Annotated in this window: 23 protein-coding genes and 1 other RNA gene; 17 read left to right on the top strand and 7 right to left on the bottom strand. The window is 38.8% G+C overall.

Going from position 1 to position 21930, the window contains the following annotated elements; genetic code table 11:
- The first annotated feature begins 35 nt into the window (after positions 1–35).
- The 3 genes from FS608_RS30685 to FS608_RS03875 all read left to right on the top strand — a co-directional run bounded on the left by FS608_RS30685 (position 36) and on the right by FS608_RS03875 (position 1636).
- On the top strand, positions 36–182 hold the full coding sequence (locus FS608_RS30685) for a hypothetical protein (protein ID WP_222127300.1): 147 nt from the start codon (positions 36–38) through the stop codon (positions 180–182).
- A gap of 102 nt (positions 183–284) precedes the next feature.
- Complete coding sequence (locus tag FS608_RS03880) at positions 285–1127, top strand: EcsC family protein (protein ID WP_144547923.1); 843 nt, start codon at positions 285–287, stop codon at positions 1125–1127.
- Positions 1124–1636, top strand: coding sequence for a MogA/MoaB family molybdenum cofactor biosynthesis protein (locus FS608_RS03875; RefSeq protein WP_144547922.1), 513 nt, complete (start codon positions 1124–1126; stop codon positions 1634–1636). The genes FS608_RS03880 and FS608_RS03875 overlap by 4 nt, the downstream gene beginning before the upstream one ends.
- 38 nt (positions 1637–1674) lie before the next feature.
- Here FS608_RS03875 and FS608_RS03870 read toward each other — a convergent pair whose 3' ends face one another.
- Both FS608_RS03870 and FS608_RS03865 read right to left on the bottom strand, forming a co-directional pair.
- Entirely contained in the window at positions 1675–1989 is a 315-nt protein-coding gene (locus tag FS608_RS03870; RefSeq protein WP_144547921.1) for a hypothetical protein, read from the bottom strand.
- Between the two features lie 134 nt (positions 1990–2123).
- Positions 2124–2576 carry a universal stress protein gene (locus FS608_RS03865; protein ID WP_144547920.1) on the bottom strand — a complete coding sequence of 151 codons (453 nt, stop codon included), beginning with the start codon at positions 2574–2576 and terminating at the stop codon, positions 2124–2126.
- A gap of 106 nt (positions 2577–2682) precedes the next feature.
- On the opposite strand from FS608_RS03865, the gene FS608_RS30055 reads away from it, so the two are divergent.
- From FS608_RS30055 to ald, 3 genes are all read left to right on the top strand, one after another.
- Positions 2683–2841, top strand: a complete 159-nt coding sequence (locus FS608_RS30055) for a hypothetical protein (protein WP_222127299.1) — start codon at positions 2683–2685, stop codon at positions 2839–2841.
- A gap of 158 nt (positions 2842–2999) precedes the next feature.
- Positions 3000–3380 carry a hypothetical protein gene (locus FS608_RS03860; RefSeq protein WP_186328581.1) on the top strand — a complete coding sequence of 127 codons (381 nt, stop codon included), beginning with the start codon at positions 3000–3002 and terminating at the stop codon, positions 3378–3380.
- Between the two features lie 163 nt (positions 3381–3543).
- The gene (gene ald / locus FS608_RS03855) at positions 3544–4662 is read left to right on the top strand and encodes an alanine dehydrogenase (protein ID WP_144547919.1); all 1119 of its coding nucleotides are present in this window, start codon (positions 3544–3546) and stop codon (positions 4660–4662) included.
- Positions 4663–4759: 97 nt separating this feature from the next.
- Here the strand turns inward: ald and ssrS are convergent.
- Positions 4760–4956: non-coding RNA, 6S RNA (gene ssrS, locus FS608_RS03850), on the bottom strand.
- 55 nt (positions 4957–5011) lie between these two features.
- Positions 5012–6109 (bottom strand): M24 family metallopeptidase, encoded by a 1098-nt coding sequence (locus FS608_RS03845; protein WP_144547918.1) that lies wholly within the window; start codon positions 6107–6109, stop codon positions 5012–5014.
- Between the two features lie 186 nt (positions 6110–6295).
- Here FS608_RS03845 and FS608_RS03840 point away from each other — a divergent pair, with 186 nt between their 5' ends.
- The 3 genes from FS608_RS03840 to FS608_RS03830 all read left to right on the top strand — a co-directional run bounded on the left by FS608_RS03840 (position 6296) and on the right by FS608_RS03830 (position 8745).
- On the top strand, positions 6296–6976 hold the full coding sequence (locus FS608_RS03840; RefSeq protein ID WP_144547917.1) for a metal-dependent hydrolase: 681 nt from the start codon (positions 6296–6298) through the stop codon (positions 6974–6976).
- An 83-nt stretch (positions 6977–7059) separates the two neighbouring features.
- Positions 7060–7299: a hypothetical protein gene (locus FS608_RS03835; RefSeq protein ID WP_144547916.1), complete on the top strand. Its 240-nt coding sequence runs from the start codon at positions 7060–7062 to the stop codon at positions 7297–7299.
- Between the two features lie 126 nt (positions 7300–7425).
- Positions 7426–8745, top strand: coding sequence for a CBS domain-containing protein (locus FS608_RS03830; protein WP_144547915.1), 1320 nt, complete (start codon positions 7426–7428; stop codon positions 8743–8745).
- A gap of 87 nt (positions 8746–8832) precedes the next feature.
- On the opposite strand, the gene FS608_RS03825 is transcribed toward FS608_RS03830, so the two are convergent.
- Entirely contained in the window at positions 8833–9144 is a 312-nt protein-coding gene (locus FS608_RS03825) for a YtpI family protein (RefSeq protein WP_144547914.1), read from the bottom strand.
- A gap of 96 nt (positions 9145–9240) precedes the next feature.
- Between FS608_RS03825 and FS608_RS03820 the strand changes: the two genes are divergently transcribed.
- Entirely contained in the window at positions 9241–10191 is a 951-nt protein-coding gene (locus tag FS608_RS03820; RefSeq protein WP_144547913.1) for a DHH family phosphoesterase, read from the top strand.
- A gap of 35 nt (positions 10192–10226) precedes the next feature.
- On the opposite strand, the gene ytrI is transcribed toward FS608_RS03820, so the two are convergent.
- Both ytrI and ytrH read right to left on the bottom strand, forming a co-directional pair.
- Positions 10227–10727: a sporulation membrane protein YtrI gene (ytrI, locus tag FS608_RS03815; protein WP_144547912.1), complete on the bottom strand. Its 501-nt coding sequence runs from the start codon at positions 10725–10727 to the stop codon at positions 10227–10229.
- The gene (ytrH, locus tag FS608_RS03810) at positions 10724–11065 is read right to left on the bottom strand and encodes a sporulation membrane protein YtrH (RefSeq protein WP_180230121.1); all 342 of its coding nucleotides are present in this window, start codon (positions 11063–11065) and stop codon (positions 10724–10726) included. The genes ytrI and ytrH overlap by 4 nt, the downstream gene beginning before the upstream one ends.
- A gap of 280 nt (positions 11066–11345) precedes the next feature.
- Here ytrH and dnaE point away from each other — a divergent pair, with 280 nt between their 5' ends.
- The 7 genes from dnaE (at position 11346) to pyk (ending at position 21851) form a co-directional block, all read left to right on the top strand.
- Positions 11346–14708 carry a DNA polymerase III subunit alpha gene (gene dnaE, locus FS608_RS03805; RefSeq protein WP_144547911.1) on the top strand — a complete coding sequence of 1121 codons (3363 nt, stop codon included), beginning with the start codon at positions 11346–11348 and terminating at the stop codon, positions 14706–14708.
- A gap of 125 nt (positions 14709–14833) precedes the next feature.
- A complete protein-coding gene (gene ystJ / locus FS608_RS03800) occupies positions 14834–16072 on the top strand; it encodes an NADP-dependent malic enzyme (protein ID WP_144547910.1) in 1239 nt (412 codons plus the stop codon).
- A gap of 7 nt (positions 16073–16079) precedes the next feature.
- Positions 16080–16709, top strand: coding sequence for a FadR/GntR family transcriptional regulator (locus FS608_RS03795; RefSeq protein WP_144547909.1), 630 nt, complete (start codon positions 16080–16082; stop codon positions 16707–16709).
- A 199-nt stretch (positions 16710–16908) separates the two neighbouring features.
- Positions 16909–17787, top strand: coding sequence for an acetyl-CoA carboxylase, carboxyltransferase subunit beta (gene accD, locus FS608_RS03790; protein WP_144547908.1), 879 nt, complete (start codon positions 16909–16911; stop codon positions 17785–17787).
- Positions 17781–18758, top strand: coding sequence for an acetyl-CoA carboxylase carboxyl transferase subunit alpha (gene accA / locus FS608_RS03785; protein ID WP_144547907.1), 978 nt, complete (start codon positions 17781–17783; stop codon positions 18756–18758). The genes accD and accA overlap by 7 nt, the downstream gene beginning before the upstream one ends.
- Before the next feature lie 311 nt (positions 18759–19069).
- Positions 19070–20029: a 6-phosphofructokinase gene (gene pfkA / locus FS608_RS03780; protein ID WP_144547906.1), complete on the top strand. Its 960-nt coding sequence runs from the start codon at positions 19070–19072 to the stop codon at positions 20027–20029.
- Between the two features lie 58 nt (positions 20030–20087).
- A complete protein-coding gene (pyk, locus tag FS608_RS03775; RefSeq protein WP_144547905.1) occupies positions 20088–21851 on the top strand; it encodes a pyruvate kinase in 1764 nt (587 codons plus the stop codon).
- Positions 21852–21930: the final 79 nt, after the last annotated feature.

The raw sequence follows: 21930 nt of genomic DNA, 5'->3' as shown, positions 1-21930 counted from the left end.
AAGGTTAATGTGATTTTGGCACTCTGTTAATTGGAGTGGAAGGCACGAAGACTCCTGCGGGAGTACGGGGCAGGGGAGACCCCGCAGGAGCAAAGCGACGAGGAGGCTCCCCGGCACGCCCGCGGAAAGCGAAGTGCCTGGAACGGAAATTAACAGACACGTTTGACACAGCCAATATTTAAAAGGCAAAAGCTAGGGCATAGCTTTTGCCTTTTGTCTTTTTATCAAGGTAATTCTTTATGATATACTTGAAAAAGAAAGCCTTGCCGTGGGAGGAATCAAACATGCCATTAACAGACCGTGAAGAAATGGTCTTGAATGAAATACAGGATTGGGAAAGAAATTTATTTGAATTCGAGCCGAATGATTTCCAATTAACCTATGAAAAATTTCTGCAACAATCATTCTCATTATTGCCTGATAAGGTTCAAAGCCAATTCTTTTCGGTAATCGATAGCTGGCTGTTTCATTTACATAGCATAATCCAAGGCTCTCAACTGCAAATGGATGCAAAGGATAGAATTCTTTCATCGGGGAGAATCTTTCATAAGGATCTAGAAACAATTGAAGATCTAAAAAAATTAAGCATTGAACAATTACAATATATTGCTGAGCAGCAAATTGCCCGTCATCGTCTTTATTCCTTTGCGCAAGGGGGATTAGCCGGGACTGGTGGTCCGCTGCTATTAAGCACAGATATACCAGCGATAGCAGTGATTAATTTAAGGGTAGTCCAATTAATAGCGATGACTTACGGGGTGGAAGTTAATACCCCATTTGAAATGATGACCTCTCTAAAAGTCTTTCACACGGCTACATTACCCCCAAGACTGCAAAGAGCAGGCTGGACTTCCCTGATGGAAGAATTAGAGGCGCAAGAAGACTATTATTTTTATGAAGGAAATGAAGAAATAACTGATATCACCTGGCTTGAACAACCGGTTCAACAACTTATGAAGGCGCTGGTCATAGCGCTGTTTAGAAAAAAAACGATTCAAGGAATACCGCTAGTCAGCATGGCCATTGGTGCTGGTGCTAATTATCAGTTAACTAGAAAAGTAACGGACGTAGCTCATAAATATTATCAACTTCGTTACCTACGTGAAAAAGAGGAGTTAATGGGATGAGTACTCAAGAACATAAAAAGGCCGCACCTAGAATAATTCATTGCAAAGTTATAACAGTTAGTGATACACGAACGAAGGAAACAGATAAAAGTGGAAAGTTAATGATCGACTTGCTCGAACATGCAGGGCACAAGATTGTTGATTACGTCATTGTAAAAGATGAAGCAGAGCCCATACAAGATGAAATCGTTAAAGGATGTGCAAGGGGAGAAATTGATGTCATTTTAACAAATGGCGGAACGGGGATTGCCAAGCGTGACGTAACTATTGAGACGATAGAAAAATTACTTGATAAAGAGATTGTCGGTTTTGGTGAAATATTCCGGATGTTGAGTTTTCAAGAAGATATTGGTTCTGCAGCCATTCTTTCAAGGGCCATAGCTGGGGTGGTAAAAAATAAAGCAATATTCTCTACCCCGGGCTCTACAGGCGCTGTAAAGCTCGCAATGAATAAGTTAATTCTGCCTGAACTAGGGCATGTAGTAAGAGAAATACAAAAAGACCTATAAATAGAGAAAACTCCCTTTTTCGATGAAAAGGGAGTTTTCTATTGATGGACTTTTGTTGAAAGAACTTCGTTTGCTCGGTACCATAGCCATAAATCATTAATAATGGAAGCGAGTTCCGCAATTTCCGTATTCAGTTGACATGAACGAGGAAAATTACTTTCATTGGAGAGAAGTGCTTGTTTCAAATTAATTTCGGTTTCAATTTCACTAATCCGGTCTGGAATCGAACCGCGGACTTGTTCCCAGTAAAAGAGAATCTTTTGTTGTGTTTCCTCGCTGTATTGGTCCCATTCCAAAGTTAATTCGGGCACTGGAATCCCAAGGCGATGATCAAAAGAAAAATATTCTTCCATACGATTGCCTCCAATCCGATTGACTACATTTTATTTTACTATACATTTACAACTCATTCACTACAAACCTATTTTTTTAAATTTGTAAAGAAAGCACGAAGCTTAAAATCAGCTGCGTGCTTTTCGACTCTATCTTAGGCTATATCTTTTTCTGTGCGAATAACAAGAACATCACAATGTGCATAACGAGTAATATGTTCAGAAACGCTGCCGATAAAAAACCTCTCGACAACATTTAATCCAGTTGCACCGCAGATAATCAAATCTACTTCGTGTTTTTTAGCTAAATCTCTAGGTATACGTATTTTGGGAGAACCATAATCAATTTCATATTGCACGTTAGTTAAGCCTGCATCCTCGGCTTGCTTTCGGTAATTTTCAAGCATTTCTTTTGCCAGTTCTTCTGCTCGAACTCCAATAACCGTATCATAAGCCTCAATTAATGCAAATGTTCTAGTGTCAATAACGTGGACTAATAATAGGGTGGCATCATTTCTCTTGGCCATTTCAATCCCTTTTTTAAAAGCCCAATCAGCTTCTTTTGAACCATCAATAGCGACTAAAATATTTCTATATTTAAGTCCCATGATTAATCATCTCCTTACTTAAATTATACATTATTTAACAAGGAATAACTGTTGCAACTTTTCGAACAATATAGAGGTAACCTTCAATGGAAAGGAGATTTGAATGATGGGAAAAAATGAACAAAACAAAAAGTTTGTATTTGAATTTAATGAGCATGGGACCAATGAAGTAAGCCAGCAAATTATGGATTCATATAATAGTGGATTTATTGGCGAAGGCACAGCAATTGCTGATAGTGCCGATTTTGCTGGAACCGAGAGCTAATTTTGTTGATGGTATGGAGGGGCTGTCCTTATATGGATAGTCTTTTTTTTGTGGACAAATGACATGGATTTTTTGTAAATAAGGGCCAATACCCAAGAATGTGCATTTACTTATGCATATTCTTTAGTGTGTCTATTAATAAAATGAGGAGGAGAAACATGAGTACAGAAATGTATGTAACGCCCAATAACGTAGATGTGAACTATAATATGGTGGATCCGGCAGATGAAAGGATACATGGATTCCACGGAGGATTTGGCCACTTTGGTGGTTTTGGCCGTCCGGGCTTTGGATTTGGCGGTTTTGGCCGTCCAGGATTTGGATTTGGTGGTTTTGGACGCCCAGGCTTTGGATTTGGTTTTGGCCGACCATTTGGTTTTGGCTTTGGCCGACCATTTGGCTTTGGTTTTGGGTTCCCATTCTTAACGGGGTTAGCAGCAGGTGCCTTATTAACCCCAGGTTGGGGATACGGATACGGATATCCTTACTATCCACCATACCCATACCCATACCCATACCCTTATTATCCTTGGTATTAATGGAAAAAAAGCTTTGCCATTTGGCAAGGCTTTTGCTTTATTTTTTGTCGAAATCAAATGTATTTAGTTAAACACAACAAGGGTACATCTTACTTGGGAAAAAGGTTATAATAAAACTGCCTTGGTTAATTTTACTAATTTGAATTTATTTGGAGGTAAACACATGCGAATCGGTGTACCTAAAGAAATCAAAAATAATGAAAACCGTGTAGCCATGACACCAGCTGGAGTAGTTAACCTGGTTAAGTTTGGTCATGAGGTTTTTATTGAAAATGGAGCTGGGCTTGGATCTGGTTTTTTAAATGAGGATTATGAATCAGCAGGTGCAAAATTAGTAGATTCAGCAGAAGAAGCATGGTCCATGGAAATGGTGATGAAGGTGAAAGAACCGCTTCCAAGCGAATATAAATACTTTCGTGAAGGATTAATTTTATTTACATATTTACATCTTGCACCTGAACCAGAATTAACAAAAGCATTAATTGATCATAAAGTAATAGGCATCGCTTATGAGACTGTTCAGTTACCAAATAGAAGTTTACCGTTGTTAACGCCGATGAGTGAGGTAGCTGGCAGAATGGCACCTCAAATTGGAGCCCAATTTCTTGAAAAAGTTCATGGGGGAAAGGGAATTCTACTATCTGGTGTCCCGGGGGTTCAAAGAGGAACGGTTACTATTATCGGCGGAGGTGTGGCTGGAACGAATGCAGCTAAAATGGCGATTGGTTTGGGAGCCAAAGTGACCATTATTGATTTAAATCCGGATCGACTTCGTCAATTAGATGATATTTTTGGATCAGATGTAACGACCCTTATTTCCAATCCTTATAATATCGCTGAAGCAGTGAAGGATTCAGATTTGGTGATTGGCGCAGTTCTAATTCCAGGAGCAAAAGCCCCGAAACTCGTAACGGAAGAAATGATTCAATCGATGAAACCAGGCAGTGTCGTTGTGGATATTGCAATTGATCAAGGTGGGATTTTTGAAACCACTGACCGGATTACCACGCACGATAATCCAACCTATGTGAAACATGATGTTGTCCATTATGCAGTTGCAAACATGCCGGGTGCGGTCCCAAGGACTTCTACCATCGCCTTAACAAATGTAACTGTTCCATATGCCGTGCACATTGCCAACAAAGGCTACAAACAAGCTTGTCTTAGCAATGAAGCATTGTTAAAAGGAATCAACACACTTGGCGGCTACGTAACCTATCAAGCAGTCGCAGAAGCACATGGGCTGGAATTCTTAGATACAAAAACATTGCTGGAAAAATAATAATTTAGTACGAAGAGGAGGGATGTGAATGTTCCTTCTCTACTTTTTTTATAAAATAAAAACCAGCTCCTAAAAGGAACTGGTTTGAAATACATACTATGTAGCCGCATTTGCCGTATTAATATAAGAAAGTTTTAAACCACCACTCCTCAAAGTGGGTGTTCTCAGAAACCCTTCCTGCATGTCCTCCAAGTCTTATAGACAGAGGCTTGTCATTCCAGTTCCAATGGTTAAACTCCCTTTTACAGCTTAAAGGTTAAAACTTTATTATGACTACGAACAACGCAGCTTGTATAAGTATAATATATCATTTCTTTCTAAATTTCAATGTAAAAAATTACAAATTACATTATTTTATGATCTGTAATTCTTTCGGGAAATTTGTGAGAACTTTTGCTCCATCAGCAGTAATATATAAATCATCTTCAATCCGTACCCCTGCCACACTTGGTACATAAATCCCTGGCTCAATTGTGTAAATCATACCTTCCTCAATAATGAGCTGGTTGGTTTCTGTTAGTGATGGGTACTCGTGGACGCTGATTCCGAGGCCATGACCGAGTCTATGTGGAAAATAGTCTCCATAGCCTGCGTCTGAAATAATTCGACGGGCAGTCAAGTCTACTTCTGCCGCTGTTACACCTGGTTTGCTTGCTTCAATAGCAGCAAGCTGTGCTTTTAATACGGTGTCATAGATTTCCTTTTGCTTGTCATTAATGTCTCCGTAAGCCACGGTCCTAGTGATATCAGAACAATACCTGTCAACAACCACACCCAAATCAAATAAGACAAGATCCCCTTTTTGAATTTTTGTTTCCCCAGGGTTTCCATGAGGAGAAGCGGCATTGGCTCCGGCAAGAACCATGGTCGAAAACGACATTTCTGTAACACCCTTTTGTTTTAAGGCGTACTCTAGGGCATTTAGAATTTCTAACTCTGTTTTTCCTTCCTTAATTTCACTAGCCCCGAATTCAACAGCGAAATCGGCAAGGGCACAAGCCTCTTCAATAATTTTTAGTTCCTTGGCGTCTTTAATCATTCGAAGCATGCGTAATTTTTCTTCAGCAGAAACAAAAGATGCTTGTGGGAATAATTTAGAGAGATTTTCATAGCGTTCTACATTCATATGTTCTTTTTCAATCGCTGCTTTCGATACGCCCTTTATTCTTTTATTAATAGAATTTAAAATCATTTCCCATGGGTTTTCGATATCACTGTAACCAAGAATTTCATGGTCCCAGCCTGACCGTTTGGCATCAGGTACTTCCATTGCAGGGCAGACAAGGAAGGGCTCTTCCGTCTGAAAGACTGCAAGTGCGAGCAGCCGCTCATGTGGATTGGTGTAATATCCGCTTAAATAAAATACATTCTCAGAAGAGGTTAGAAAACTAACTTCTATATCGTTATCCTTCATCCATGATTGAAGTTTCGTTAATCGTTGATTCATGTTAACTCCCCCTATGTAATTCATATCCTATTTGAGATTATCAATTAAAACATGAAAAGTAAACTTTCGTTGCATTTAATTCCTCTTGCTTAAATTCGATTTTTCAGGAATATACTAGAGATTATGGAAGGGATTCCAGTTATTGTATTGAACTAAGTAATAGAGGAAACGAGAGGAGCGATTGTGATGAAAATATCTTATCACGGACATTCAGTAGTACAAATCCAAACAAATGGAAAGAAAATTTTAATTGATCCATTTATTAATGGTAACCAATTAACAGACTTGAAAGTGGTTGAAACAAAACCTGATGTCATTATTTTATCGCATGGACACAACGACCATGTTGGGGATACGGTCGAGTTAGCAAAGAAAAATAATGCCCTCGTTGTAGCTAACCATGAGCTTTCAACTTACCTAAGCTGGCAGGGAGTGAATACCCATGGGATGCATATTGGCGGGGCCCATCAATTTGAGTTTGGCAAAGTTAAATTAACACAAGCCTTTCATGGTTCAAGCTATACAACAGAAAATAATGAAATTATCTATTGTGGGATGCCTGCTGGGATTTTATTTATGAATGAAGGAAAGACCATTTATCATGCTGGAGATACAGCGCTATTTTCAGATATGAAGCTGATTGGTGAACGCCATCCTATCGATGTTGCCTTCCTGCCGATTGGTGATAACTTTACCATGGGTCCTGAGGATGCAGCATACGCAGCTAAACTGCTAAAAGCTAAAACAGTGGTACCAATTCACTTCAATACCTTCCCGCCAATTAAACAGGATCCATTTAAGTTTATTGAGATGCTTGAAGATAAAAACGGTAGAGTACTCCAGGCGGGCGAAGCAATCGAAATTTAAATGTTCTAGGTGATTTACATACTTTTTTCTCTCCCCCATGCATAAATATGAAACAAGCAGTCTTTTTAGGGGAGGAAATTAAGATGAAAAAGAACAGATATTTACTTTGCCTGTTACTCTGTGGCTTCTTACTGTATTATGGAGCCCCGCGCTTATCGATTCATGCCGATGGTGCCGAAGGGATATTTTCATTAGCTTGGCTCGCATTTGCGTTAATGGTCATTGCCGGAAATCTAACAGGCTTGCTTTATAGCCCAAAAAAGCAAGGACAGAAACCTCAATTAGATCGACGAGTAAAGAAGAAATCCAGGTCCTTTTATTGAGAATTAAGGTCAATGTGAGAATCCGCATTGAATCAAGGCTTTTAACACTCTATAATAAAATTTATATGTAATCCAGATTATTCGTAATTGAATGATTGGAAGTTGACTATAAAAAGGGTGAAGGTCTTGGCCACAAAGCATGAACAAATTTTACAATATATAGATGGACTCCCAATTGGGGAAAAAATATCTGTGAGGCAAATTGCTAAGGCGATGACTGTAAGTGAAGGTACAGCCTACCGAGCGATTAAGGAAGCGGAAAATAAAGGATATGTCAGTACCATCGAGCGTGTTGGAACAATTAGAATCGAACGGAAGAAAAAAGAAAACATTGAAAAGCTGACTTTTGCAGAAGTAGTAAACATTGTTGATGGACAGGTGTTAGGCGGAAGAACAGGGTTGCACAAAACATTAAGTAAGTTTGTGATTGGTGCGATGAAATTAGAAGCCATGATGCGCTACACAGAGGCAGGCAACCTTTTAATCGTGGGTAACCGGACACAGGCACATGAACTAGCTTTAAAAGCAGGCGCCGCTGTACTTATTACCGGGGGATTCGATGCGGAAGAACATATTAAGAAACTGGCTGATAAACTCGAAATACCGGTAATATCAACAAGCTATGATACGTTTACGGTTGCTACAATGATTAACCGGGCGATTTATGACCAATTGATTAAAAAAGAAATAATATTGGTTGAAGATATTTTAACACCGCTAGCCGATACTTTTTATCTAAAAACCACGGATAAGGTGTCCAAATGGCACGAATTTAACCAACAAACTGCCCACAGCCGCTATCCTGTTGTCGATCAAAACATGAAAATCCAAGGGATGGTTACGAGTAAGGATATTTTAGGTCAAGGTATGGATACATCTATCGATAAGATTATGACCAAACACCCAATGTCTGTTAATGGGAAAACAAGTGTGGCCTCAACAGCTCATACCATGGTCTGGGAAGGTATTGAAGTTCTCCCTGTTACGGATGACGCTAATCGGCTAGAAGGGATCATCAGCAGGCAGGATGTATTAAAGGCCTTACAAATGAACCAACGGCAGCCACAGGTTGGGGAAACCATTGATGATATCGTTACCAATCAAATGGTATTAATGCAAGGGAGAGCAAAAGGAGAAGAGGTTTACTCTTGTGAAGTAACACCGCAAATGACAAACCAGCTGGGAACCATTTCGTACGGTGTTTTTACTACCATTGTCTCAGATGCTGCGAACCGAGTCTTACGATCCTATAAAAAAGGTGACCTTGTCGTTGAAAATATGACCATTTACTTTATTAAACCAGTTCAGATGGAAAGTACTTTGGAAATTTATCCAAAAGTACTTGAAGTAGGGCGCAAATTTGGAAAAGTGGATGTTGAGGTTTTCAATGAAGGCGTATTAGTCGGGAAAGCGATGATGATGTGTCAACTTCTGGATAGAAGTTAGAAAGAAAAGCTCCATCGCCTTGGCGCTGGAGCTAGACAGTTATCGGTATAAAACAAAGCCGCTTCATAGAGAAGCGGCTTCAGATTTTTATTTTTGCAGTTCAAAATTTTTTGCTTCCTCGATTGCGAAAGGAAGGTAATGTTTGTATTTCTTGAAACCGATCCAGCTGAATATTGCACCATAAACAATAAAAACTGCCGCAACAATATACATAACCGTTGTTTCAGAAATAAATAGCATGTGATTGACTCCGAATAGAAAGACAAAAAGCCCTAATGCAATATTTGATTTAGCCGCAAGCCATTTCTTTTCTACTAAACGGTTGCTTCTGATGTATTTTGTTTTATAAAATAGGTAGAAAGCAAAGAGTATAGCAATTAATATAACAAGTACAAACATATTATTTCCTCCAAGCATAGAAAATCTTCTATTATTGTACCTGTAAAAACAAAAAAATACCACCATGGTTTATGAGTTGGTAAAGGAGAAGCGCCCATGATTGAGCAAATATTAGCAGAGATTGAAAAATATGAAACCATTATAATTCATCGTCACGTCCGTCCAGATCCGGATGCATATGGTTCACAAGGCGGCTTGGCAGCCATTTTACAAGAATCCTTTCCAGATAAAAAGATTTATGCTGTTGGTCTAGAAGAACCAACTCTTCATTACATGCGCAGGCTGGATGTGATTGAAGATGAAGTTTACAAGGGTGCATTAGTGATCATTTGTGATACTGCAAATGCGGAAAGAATTTGTGACAAACGCTACACACTTGGTGATAAATTGATAAAAATTGATCATCACCCGAATGAAGACCCATATGGTGATTTACTATGGGTGGATACAAGTGCCAGCTCATGCAGCGAAATGATTTATGAATTTTATTTAAAGGGACAAGCTAAAGGGCTAAAAATGAACGATTCAGCGGCGAGACTTTTGTACGCTGGAATAGTCGGCGATACGGGCAGATTTCTATTTCCAAGTACAACAGAAAAAACGCTGGGCTATGCTGGAGAATTGATCCATTATAATTTTTCTCGTACCGAGTTATTTGACAAGATGTATGAATTAGATCTCAATATCGTTAAATTAAACGGATATATACTTCAAAATTTTGAACTTCAGGAAAACGGTGTTGCCTCAGTTAAATTAACCAAAGAACTTCTTAAAGAATACAATGCAAAACCAGCAGAAGCATCACTGCTTGTCGGAATATTAGGGAATGTAAAAGGGATTAAGGCATGGGTATTCTTTATTGAGGAAGACGAGCAAATAAGAGTACGTCTGCGTTCCAAAGGCCCGGTGATAAATGTAGTTGCAAGAAAGTTCAAAGGAGGAGGACATCCACTAGCGTCCGGAGCCTCCATCTATTCTTGGAGCGAAGTGGATGATGTATTGAAAGCACTTGGTGAGGTTTGTGAAAACTATTCTTTAAGCAAATAGAAAAATCGGCCCTCGTAGAAGGGGCCGATTTCTTATTATTCAAATTGAATCTCTAATTGAATAGATAGGTTTGTAAAAAATGCCATTTCTTTAACCTTTAGTTTATACCTTTTATCATTTATTTTTACTGGTTTATTTTCAATAATCTTTTTCAGAAGGTCTTTACTTTTATAGACTGTTTCAATATCCTTTGCAAGCATCATACTAATGTCATCCTTCACTGAGTCTTCTGTCTCTAAAACACTTAACGAATCTAATTTATATTTTTCCCAGTTTGTAATTCGAATATTGATTTTTTGTACTGTAAGCTGTTCGATGTTCCGCTTATTGATCTCTTTATATTCTTCTTGCCAAATTTTTTTCTCCTCGTTTAAGTCAACAATCTCCTGTGCTTGTTTCCGGATTAATTCGGTGTTCTCCTCCTGCCAGACTCCATAAATATATAAAAAAATACACCAGCTAATCGCTCCCCCAACGGCCATTCCAGCAAAAAAACGCTGCCAGGCAGGTTTTCGATATAAAGGAGGGATTCTCATGATGAGATATGCTCCTGGGTTAACCAATTAATAATTAGAGCTCCGGTCTGGGCACCGCCAAGGGCAGAGAGGATTAATAAGAATTGTTTAAAAAGATCCTTTGTATCTGCGTTAAATAAGCCCCTTTCAAACGTATAAACTGCGTCAAACGTTCCACCAATGGCGGATACAATGGCCCAGATTCTAAGTGCTGAAGATAAACGATATACCGTTGTCAACGGCGGCTGACCAGTTAGGAAAGAAGCAATCCCCCCAATTAGTGATCCGCCAAGTACGACTCCCAAGGCAATAAAGTAGCTTTCAATAAAAGCAGGAAAAAAACCAATCTCTTTCATCATGTCAACCGCCTCTACACGTAGTCATTACCTAATACTCATGTATATGGACAAACATGTGGAAATATGAATTAAGAATTGTCTAGCTACAGCGCCTAGGGGCTCGGGTGCATAAGCCAAGCCGTCATGAAGGTTAAAAAGCAACCTTCATGACGGCTTGTCTAGACTCACGCCTCTGAACAAGGCGCTTCCGCTTTTCTAATAAAAATGAGAACATATTTTCTTTTTTTGCAATTAAGTTTTATAATAGAGGGAGAGATTATCGAATTAAGGGTGTGACAATATGTCTTTTATTCACCTGCATGTATATAGTGCATATAGTTTATTATCAAGTACGGCATCTATCCCAGATTTAATAAAAAATGCACAGACAAAAGGGTTTTCTGCCATCGCTTTAACGGACAGAAACGTCATGTACGGAACCATTGAATTTTATAAGTTATGCAAAAAAAATAATTTGAAACCTATTATCGGGATAACAGTAGATGTGGAAAGTGATTACACCTCAAATGAATCCTATCCACTAGTCTTACTCGCTGAAAATGATCAAGGTTATAGAAATCTTTTAAAGATATCTAGTACCGTTCAAACTAAAACGGATCATGGAATCCCATTAAAATGGCTGAAACATTATTCAGACGGTCTCATAGCAATTACTCCTGGGCTCGACGGAGAAATTGAACAGTTACTTTTAAATGGCAACGAGGAAAGGGCTAAAGAAGTAATTAAAAAACTAGATTCCATCTTTGGCAACGCTAGCTTTTTCCTAGCGATTCAAAATCACCAACTCGAACAAGAAACAAAAGTTAGAAATAAGCTAGCTTGTTTGTCAAATGAACTGAATGTCCCAATGGTAGCCACAAATCAGGTCTATTATTTAGAAAAAGAAGATATGTTTGCTCATGAGTGTTTGTTAGCAATTAAAAATGGTGATAAATTGCAAGATGACCACAGAGAAAAGTTAGAAAACGATCAGTTCTATTTAAAAACTGCAAGTGAAATGATCGATTGCTTTTCTGATATCCCCGATGCATTAGAAAACACAATCCGGATTGCCAACAGATGTCAATTTAACATTGAGCTAAATAAAACCTACTTGCCTGCATTTCCAACGGAAAAAGGGATTCCTGCTGAGGACTACCTTGATATGTTGTGCAAACAGGGATTAAGTGAACGGTTTTCCTCTCCGACACAGGAACATTTTGAACGGTTGTCCTATGAATTAGCAGTCATTAAACGGATGAAGTTTAGCAATTATTTTTTAATTGTTTGGGATTTTATGAAATACGCACGCGAGAATGGGATTTTAACTGGGCCAGGAAGGGGTTCAGCAGCGGGTTCACTAGTTGCCTATGTTTTATACATTACAGATGTGGATCCATTAAAGCATAATCTACTATTTGAGAGGTTTTTAAATCCTGAACGAATTTCTATGCCGGATATAGATATTGATTTTCCAGACCACCAGCGTGATGAAGTGATTAACTATGTAGCTGAAAAATACGGGGACCTGCATGTCGCACAAATCGTTACCTTTGGAACGCTTGCAGCCAAAGCAGTACTTAGAGATATTGGGAAAGTATTCGGATTAAATTCTAAGGAACTTGAACATGTATCAAGGATGATTCCGTCACGATTAGGAATCGACCTTAAAGGTGCCTATAAGGAATCAGAAGCCCTAAGAAAGTTTATTAATGAAAGTCCAATGAATAAACACCTTTTTGAAACAGCTTTAAAACTAGAAGGACTGCCGCGCCACACTTCCACACATGCAGCAGGTGTAGTAATAAGTGAGAAGCCGCTCATAGATTTAATCCCCATCCAACGAGGGTCTAACCATGTATATTTAACGCAATTTTCAATGGAACATCTGGAAGAAATCGGCCTCTTAAAAATGGACTTTCTTGGCTTGCGAAACCTTACATTGATCGATTCAATAGTAACCTCGATCTTACGGAAAACAGGTAAGAAAATAAACATGGGTTCCATACCATTAGATGACAAATTGACCTTTAACCTGCTAGCCAAAGGTGAAACAACAGGTGTATTTCAGCTTGAATCAGAAGGGATGCGCAAGGTTCTAACTCGTCTAAAGCCTTCCCGATTTGAAGATATTGTTGCAGTCAATGCTTTATACCGCCCAGGACCAATGGAAAATATCCCGCTCTTTATTGATAGGAAACACGGTAATCAGAAAGTTGAATATCCACACCCTGATTTACGGCCAATCCTTGAGAATACATATGGTGTTATTGTCTACCAAGAACAAATAATGGAAATAGCTTCAAAGATGGCTGGATTCTCATTGGGTGAAGCCGATTTACTAAGACGGGCTGTTGGGAAAAAGAAAAAAGATATTCTTGATAAAGAGCGCAGTCATTTTGTTCAAGGGGCCCTAAAAAAGGGTTATGAACTTACCTTGGCTAATGATATTTATGATTTAATCGTTCGCTTTGCTAACTATGGCTTTAACCGAAGTCATGCAGTTGCCTATAGTATGATTGCCTATCAATTGGCTTTTTTAAAAGCAAATTATCCGGTTTATTTTATGGCAGGCCTGCTTACCTCGGCAATTGGAAACGATACGAAAATAGCACAATACGTGATGGAAACGAAACAAAAAGATATCACAGTCCTGCCACCATCCATCAACTACAGCGGTTACTCCTTCCAAGTTGAGCAAGAAGGAATCCGTTTCAGCTTGGCAGCGATAAAAAGTGTAGGGGCAGCTGCCTTAAAAGAAATCTTTCAGGCTAGGAAAAAGAAAAAGTTTGTTGACTTATTTGATTTTTGTATTCGGGTATCTCCTAAAGCCATCAATCGAAAAACGCTCGAGTTCCTTGTTCATTCTGGCTGCTTTGACGAATTTGGTGAAGACCGTGCCGTTTTGCTTGCAAGTTTAGATGTAGCACTGGAACATGCACAAATATTTAAACCAGCTGACAATAACCAATTTGATTTATTTGAAGATGAGTTCATGCCCAAGCCGAAATATATGCAAGTCGATCCAATCAGCCAGGAAAATAAGCTGACATTTGAAAAAGAGGCACTTGGTTTTTATCTATCTGACCATCCGGTATCTATTTACGAAGAGCAGCTGAAGCGAAGTGGTGCACACTCCTTATTTGGAATAAATCATAACAATCAGCGGGTATCTTCTGGAGTATATATCACCTCGATGAAATCAATTCGTACCAAAAAAGGTGATTCGATGGCTTTTTTAACAATAAGTGACTCAAGCGGTGAAATGGAAGCCGTCGCATTTCCTAATGTATACAAGAAATATTCGCACTTATTAGGCCATGGGAAGTTTACATTGCTTGAAGGGAAAATCGAAGAACGTGATGGAAAACTGCAATTTATCATTCAACAAGTTTTTCATATAGATGAGTGGCTAAAAACAAAAATACGTAAGCAATCAATTTTATATTTGAAAATAATAGAGGAAAAACAAGATGACAAATTTCTTCAGCAGATTCACCAACTAATTAAAGAAAACCAAGGAACTGCATCTGTCATTTTACACTATGAAATAAGCCGAAAAACAATAAAGTTAGGTGATGAAAATAATATCAATCCTACCCTTGAATTATTGCAATTATTAAGAGAGATACTAGGGCCGAAAAATGTCGTTCTAAAGGAATAATTCTTTACAACTATCACAGATATGTTATAGTGATAATGAGACAAGTGTGGTCTGACCACCAAAAATAGCGGGCTGCATAATTGGGATGTTTGTAAATTTCTGTAAAAATTTGAGGGGTGGATATCTTGACATTACGTGAAGAAGCATTACATATGCATCGAATTAATAAGGGAAAGTTAGAGTCGAAATCAAAAGTTCAAGTCCGAAATGCACATGATCTTAGCTTAGCTTATTCACCAGGTGTTGCAGAGCCATGTAAGGATATCTATGAAAAACCAGAATTGGTTTACGAATATACCATGAAAGGGAATATGGTTGCCGTCGTTTCCGATGGAACAGCTGTTCTTGGACTGGGGAATATTGGACCAGAAGCAGCCCTTCCTGTAATGGAAGGTAAGGCGGTGTTGTTTAAAAGTTTTGCTGGTGTTGATGCGTTTCCAATCTGTTTAAACACAACCGATGTAGACAAAATTGTTGAAACGGTGAAATTGCTTGAACCTACATTTGGCGGCGTTAATTTAGAAGATATTGCTGCTCCAAATTGTTTCGTCATTGAAGAACGATTGAAAAAGGAAGCAAACATTCCTATCTTTCATGACGACCAGCATGGTACAGCTATAGTTACGGTAGCAGGGCTTGTTAATGCACTGAAGCTAGTTGGCAAAAAAATGACTGAAATTAAAGTAGTTGCAAACGGTGCCGGAGCTGCTGGGATTGCAATTATTAAATTGTTATATAGTTATGGTGTAAGGGACATAATTATGTGTGATACCAAAGGAGCTATTTATGAAGGGCGTCCACAAGGTATGAATTCCGTGAAAGCAGAAGTTGCAAAGTTTACAAATCGGGATAACCTATCAGGAAGCCTTGAAGATGTAATCAAGGGTGCTGATGTATTTATTGGGGTTTCCGTTGCAGGTGCACTTTCTAAAGAAATGGTTGCATCCATGAATTCTGATTCTATTATTTTTGCAATGGCCAATCCGGACCCTGAAATCATGCCAAATGAGGCAAAAGCTGCAGGAGCAAAAGTGGTGGGAACTGGACGTTCAGATTTTCCAAACCAAGTTAACAATGTTCTAGCCTTTCCAGGAATTTTCCGTGGTGCACTCGATGTTCGCGCTACACATATAAATGAAAAAATGAAAGTCGCGGCAGCAGAAGCTATCGCCAACCTGATCAGTTCAGATGAACTTAATGCTGATTATGTTATTCCAGGACCTTTTGATCCAAGAGTTGCACCTGATGTAGCCGCAGCTGTGGCAAAAGCAGCGATGGAAACAGGTGTTGCCCGCATTAAGGTTGATCCAGAAGAAGTAAAGGAAAAAACAAAGAGGCTCGCTATTATTGGTAAAAGTGAGTGATACGTAAGTGGTAAACAATACTAAGGTTTATTTAGAGATTGTTAAGCAACTACGAGAAATGATTACCATTGATGGTTTAAAAACTGGGGATAAGATTCCTTCTGAACGAGAATTGTCTGAGCGCCTGAATTTCGGGCGCTCTTCCGTTAGAGAGGCCCTTAGAGCATTAGAACTGCTTGGATTAATTGAAACTAGGCGTGGTGAAGGGACGTTTATTCGGGATTTTAGGGGGAATCATCTCGTTCAGTTGCTTAGTACATTTATTTTACAAGATGAAAAAGCGAAACGAGACGTGTTTGAAACAAAGAACTTTATTGAGATGGATTGCCTTCGATTAGCCATTCATAAAATTGATGATCAAAGTATTGTGAACTTAAAAAAATGGTTGGATCAGCAAGGGATTATAGATGATAATGATTTTTTTTATCAAATAGTTGAAATAGCTGATAACCACCTCTTCGCTAGAATTTGGTCCATCTTAAAGGATTATTACTATTCTCTGGATTCAAGTAAGATGATCTATTCTCGTGAAGACTATGTATTCTTACTTGAGGCATTATCCGATAAGAATGAAGCAAAAATATTGACTGCTTATTACAAGCTACGGAATTTGTCAGTTTTTAACGACAAATACTAACAGACTTTGAACGCATTTTATCTTATAGTGAAGGTTATCCAAGCCCAAGAAAACAAGGTGTTTTTTAACTATTAGTGGTCTGACCACCGATGGAAAGCTAATAGGTATGAAGTAAAGCAATAATAGAAAAACTTTTATTATGTATTAATTGGAGAAACTTGCCATTTGGCGTTACCGTAACACAAAGGAGGTAGAATTTTTGGCGCTTAAAGATCTTTTTTCAAAAAACCAGACAAAAAAGAAGAAATACGCTCAAATACCGACGGAAAATGCAAAACATGATGTTCCTGAAGGCATAATGACAAAGTGTCCTTCATGTAAGAAAATCATGTATACAAAAGAATTGTTAAAAAATCTAAAGGTTTGTTTGCATTGTGGACATCATTTTCCAATGAACTCTAGGGAACGTTTAGACAGTTTCATTGATGAAGGAAGCTTTGTAGAATTTAATGAAAATATGATTTCTAAAAATCCATTAAATTTTCCTGACTATCTTGAAAAGCTTGAAAAAGATCGGGAAAAAAGCAAATTAAATGAAGCTGTTGTAACTGGAATTGGAACAGTTAACGAGTATAAAATTGTTCTTGCCATCATGGATGCTTCGTTCCGAATGGGGAGCATGGGGTCTGTTGTCGGCGAAAAAATTACACAAGCTATTGAAAAAGCGGATGAGTTAAATGTCCCTTTTATAATTTTTACGGCATCAGGCGGGGCCAGAATGCAGGAGGGTGCACTTAGTTTAATGCAAATGGCAAAAACTAGTGTGGCGTTAAAGAAGTTTAGTAATAATGGCGGCCTAATCATTTCAATTATGACTCATCCTACAACTGGAGGGGTTTCCGCGAGCTTTGCGTCATTAGGTGATTTTAACCTTTCCGAACCTGGTGCGCTCATTGCATTTGCGGGGAGAAGAGTAATCGAGCAATCCATCCGTGAAGAATTGCCAGAGGATTTTCAAACATCCGAGTTTCTTTTAAAGCATGGGCAACTGGATGCGATCATCCATCGCACGGAATTAATCGAGAAAATCACCAATATTCTAGAAATCCATCAACCTGGAGGTGTGCTCAGATGGTAGGAGAATTAGAATTTGAACGCCCCGTAATCGAATTAAGGAAGAAAATCTCTGAGTTACAGGAGTTCACCAAAACAGCTGATGTTGATTTAAGTTCAGAAATTGAAAAATTAGAAAAAAGACTTGAAAAACTCGAGCAGAGCATTTATGAAAATATTAAGCCATGGGACCGAGTACAAATTGCTCGTCTTCCTAACAGGCCGACAACATTAGATTATATTCCCTATTTGTTTGAGAACTTCTTTGAATGTCATGGAGACCGTACCTTTGCTGACGATGAGGCAATCGTAGGCGGTGTTGCTAAATATAGAGGATTACCAGTTACAGTCATTGGTCACCAGCGTGGAAAAGATACAAAAGAGAATATTCGTAGAAACTTTGGAATGCCACATCCAGAAGGATACCGTAAAGCACTTCGATTAATGAATCAGGCGAATAAATTTAATCGTCCGATTATTTGTTTCATTGATACAAAGGGTGCCTATCCTGGGAAGGCCGCAGAAGAACGTGGACAAAGTGAAGCAATCGCACGAAATTTGTTTGAAATGGCTGGTTTAAAGGTTCCTGTAATTTGTATCGTGATTGGTGAAGGCGGCAGCGGTGGTGCTCTTGCACTTGGAGTAGGTAATAGGATATATATGCTTGAGAATTCAACTTACTCGGTTATTTCTCCGGAGGGTGCAGCAGCTATTTTGTGGAAAGATGCATCGTTAGCTAAAAATGCAGCCGAAACGATGAAAATAACTGCACCTGATCTAAAGGAACTAGGTGTCATTGATGATATTATTCCAGAAGTTAAAGGTGGAGCTCAAAGGGACGTCATGAAACAAGCTGAGGAAATCGATCATGTACTGAAGAAAGCCTTGGAGCAGCTTCTTAAGCTGTCAGAGGAGGATCTTATCACTGATCGTTATAATCGTTTCAGAACAATTGGTGAATTTGCCACAATTAATGATTACATTGGTGTTAACTAATATAATGTGCTCATATTTATGGGCACTTTTTTTTTGACCTTTTCACAAAATGTTCACGAGAATTCCACAAAAAAACCAATGTTCGCGCTTACATCTCAGGATGAAACGTTTTCAATTTACTGACTATTCCGTCTCTTATATTTACTAATACCATAAGGTTGTTATAGTTATTTCTTCATGTTATTTTATAAATATTCGCGGGTTTTATGTAAATAATAAAAGAGGTAATTTATAAAACTCATCGTTCCTTTATTTTTACAACATTTGGATTTTATACATAATTTCCCAATTAAATAACTGAGGTGATAGCAATGAAAAGAATAGGAGTTCTTACAAGTGGTGGAGATTCTCCAGGGATGAATCCAGCAATTCGTGCTGTTGTACGGAAGGCCATTTATCATAATTTAGAAGTGTATGGTATTTATGGAGGGTACACGGGGTTAATATCTGGTAATATTAAAAAACTCGAGTTAGGCTCGGTTGGTGATATTATTCAACGCGGTGGAACCATGCTTCAATCGGCTCGCTGTCCAGAATTTAAAACAAAAGAAGGACAACAAAAAGGGATTGAACAGCTTAAAGCACATGGAATTGAAGGACTAGTGGTAATCGGTGGCGATGGTTCTTACCGTGGGGCGAAGGCTTTAACAGAACATGGCTATCCGTGTGTGGGGGTTCCTGGTACGATTGATAATGATATTCCTGGAACAGAGCTTACTATTGGCTTTGATACAGCATTAAATACAGTAATTGATTCATTAGATAAAATTCGGGATACCGCAACATCTCATGAAAGAACTTTCGTCATTGAGGTAATGGGACGAAACGCGGGGGACCTTGCTTTATGGGCTGGTCTAGCGGGTGGTGCAGAAACAATTTTGATTCCTGAAGAAGGGTATGACATGGATGATATTGTCGACAAACTTCGAAAAGGGAACGAACGTGGTAAAAAGCATAGTATTATTGTGGTAGCAGAAGGTGTTTGCAGTGGTGTAGAGTTTGGTAAGCAGGTAGAAGAAGCAACCAACTTTGACACTAGAGTTTCTGTCTTGGGGCATATTCAACGCGGTGGCTCACCTACAGCGGCAGACAGAGTCCTAGCTAGTAGATTAGGAGCCAGAGCAGTTGAACTTTTGATTGAAGGCAAAGGCGGTCGTGCGGTAGGGATTGAGAAGAATCAACTGGTGGACTATGACATCATTGAGGCACTTGGTCGTGAACATACTTTAGACCTTGATTTATATAAACTTTCGATGGAATTATCTATTTAAGGATATTAAAATTTAAGAATTACTTTATGAGCTTTTTTAATATAGGAGGAAAACACGGATGTTACGAAAAACAAAAATTGTTTGTACAATCGGTCCTGCAAGTGAAAGTGTGGAAAAATTAACTCAATTAATTAATTCGGGTATGAACGTTGCTCGTTTGAATTTTTCACATGGTGATTTTGAAGAACACGGAGCACGCATTAAAAATATCCGTGAAGCAGCGAAACTAACTGGTAAAACAGTTGCAATCCTGCTTGATACGAAAGGTCCTGAGATTCGGACGAATAATATGGTTAACGGTGCAATTGAGCTACAGGCCGGAAAAAATATTATTGTCTCTATGACGGAAGTTGAAGGAACCGTTGATAAGTTTTCTGTTACATATGCTGGATTAATTGATGATGTTCATGTTGGATCTAAAATTCTTTTAGATGACGGCTTAATTGGTCTGGAAGTTACGGAAGTAGATAAATCAAATAAAGAGATCCATACGAAAATTCTAAATAGTGGTACATTGAAAAATAAAAAAGGTGTGAACGTACCAGGTGTATCGGTTAACTTGCCAGGTATTACAGAAAAGGATACACAAGATATTCTTTTTGGAATTGAACAAGGAATTGATTTCATTGCTGCCTCGTTCGTGCGACGTGCTAAGGACGTAGTAGAAATCCGTCAGCTTTTAGAACAGAATAACGCAGCGCATATCCATATTATCCCTAAAATTGAGAATCAGGAAGGTGTCGATAATATTGACGAAATCCTAGAATTCTCAGATGGTTTAATGGTAGCGCGTGGTGATTTAGGGGTAGAAATTCCAGCTGAAGAAGTTCCACTAGTTCAAAAAATGTTAATTAAGAAATGTAATGAGAATGGGAAGCCTGTCATTACAGCAACACAAATGCTTGATTCGATGCAAAGGAATCCACGACCTACTCGCGCTGAGGCAAGTGATGTAGCGAATGCGATTTTCGACGGTACCGATGCGATTATGCTTTCCGGTGAAACAGCTGCTGGTCAATATCCAGTCGAAGCTGTCCAAACTATGCACAATATTGCTTCCAGAGCAGAATCAGCATTAGATCACAAAGAAATTCTCTCAAGCCGCAGTAAAGATACAGAGCATAATCTGACTGACGCAATTGGACAATCTGTTGCACACACTGCATTAAACCTTGAAGTGAAATCCATTATTACCCCAACAGAAAGTGGACACACAGCAAGAATGATTTCTAAATATCGCCCGAAAGCAGCGATTGTTGCGGTAACTTCTATTGAGCAAGTTTGTCGTCGTCTATCCCTTGTATGGGGTGTTTACCCGCAGTTTGGCAATGTTGCGACCACAACTGACGAAATGCTAGATAACGCGGTTGAAGCGAGCTTAACTAGCGGTATAGTAAACCGTGGTGATTTAGTAGTCATTACAGCAGGCGTGCCTGTCGGTGAAGCTGGTACCACGAACTTAATGAAAATTCATGTGGTTGGAGATATCATTACAAAAGCACAAGGAATTGGCCGTAGGTCTGCGTTTGGTAAAGTGGTTATTGCACATGATGCCAAAGAAGCTTTAGAGAAGGTAAAACCAGGTTCCATTTTGGTAACGATCGGTACGGATCGTGACATGATTCCGGCGCTTGAAAAATGTGCTGCTGTGATTACCCAAGAAGGTGGATTAACTAGCCATGCGGCTGTTGTTGGTCTAAACCTAGGCATCCCTGTGGTTGTAGGGGTAGATAATGCTTTTGGTTTGTTAAAAGAGGGTCAAGAAATAACCGTTGATGCAAAACAAGGAGTTATTTACAACGGTCATGCTAGCGTCCTATAAACTGTTTGTATAAAAAGAAGGGGAAACCCTTCTTTTTTAATTCCTAACAAAATAATCCCCATTCGTAATATAATGAAAA

This window comes from Bacillus sp. X1(2014), assembly GCF_007678255.1.
This window is presented reverse-complemented; position numbering and strand designations above follow the sequence as displayed.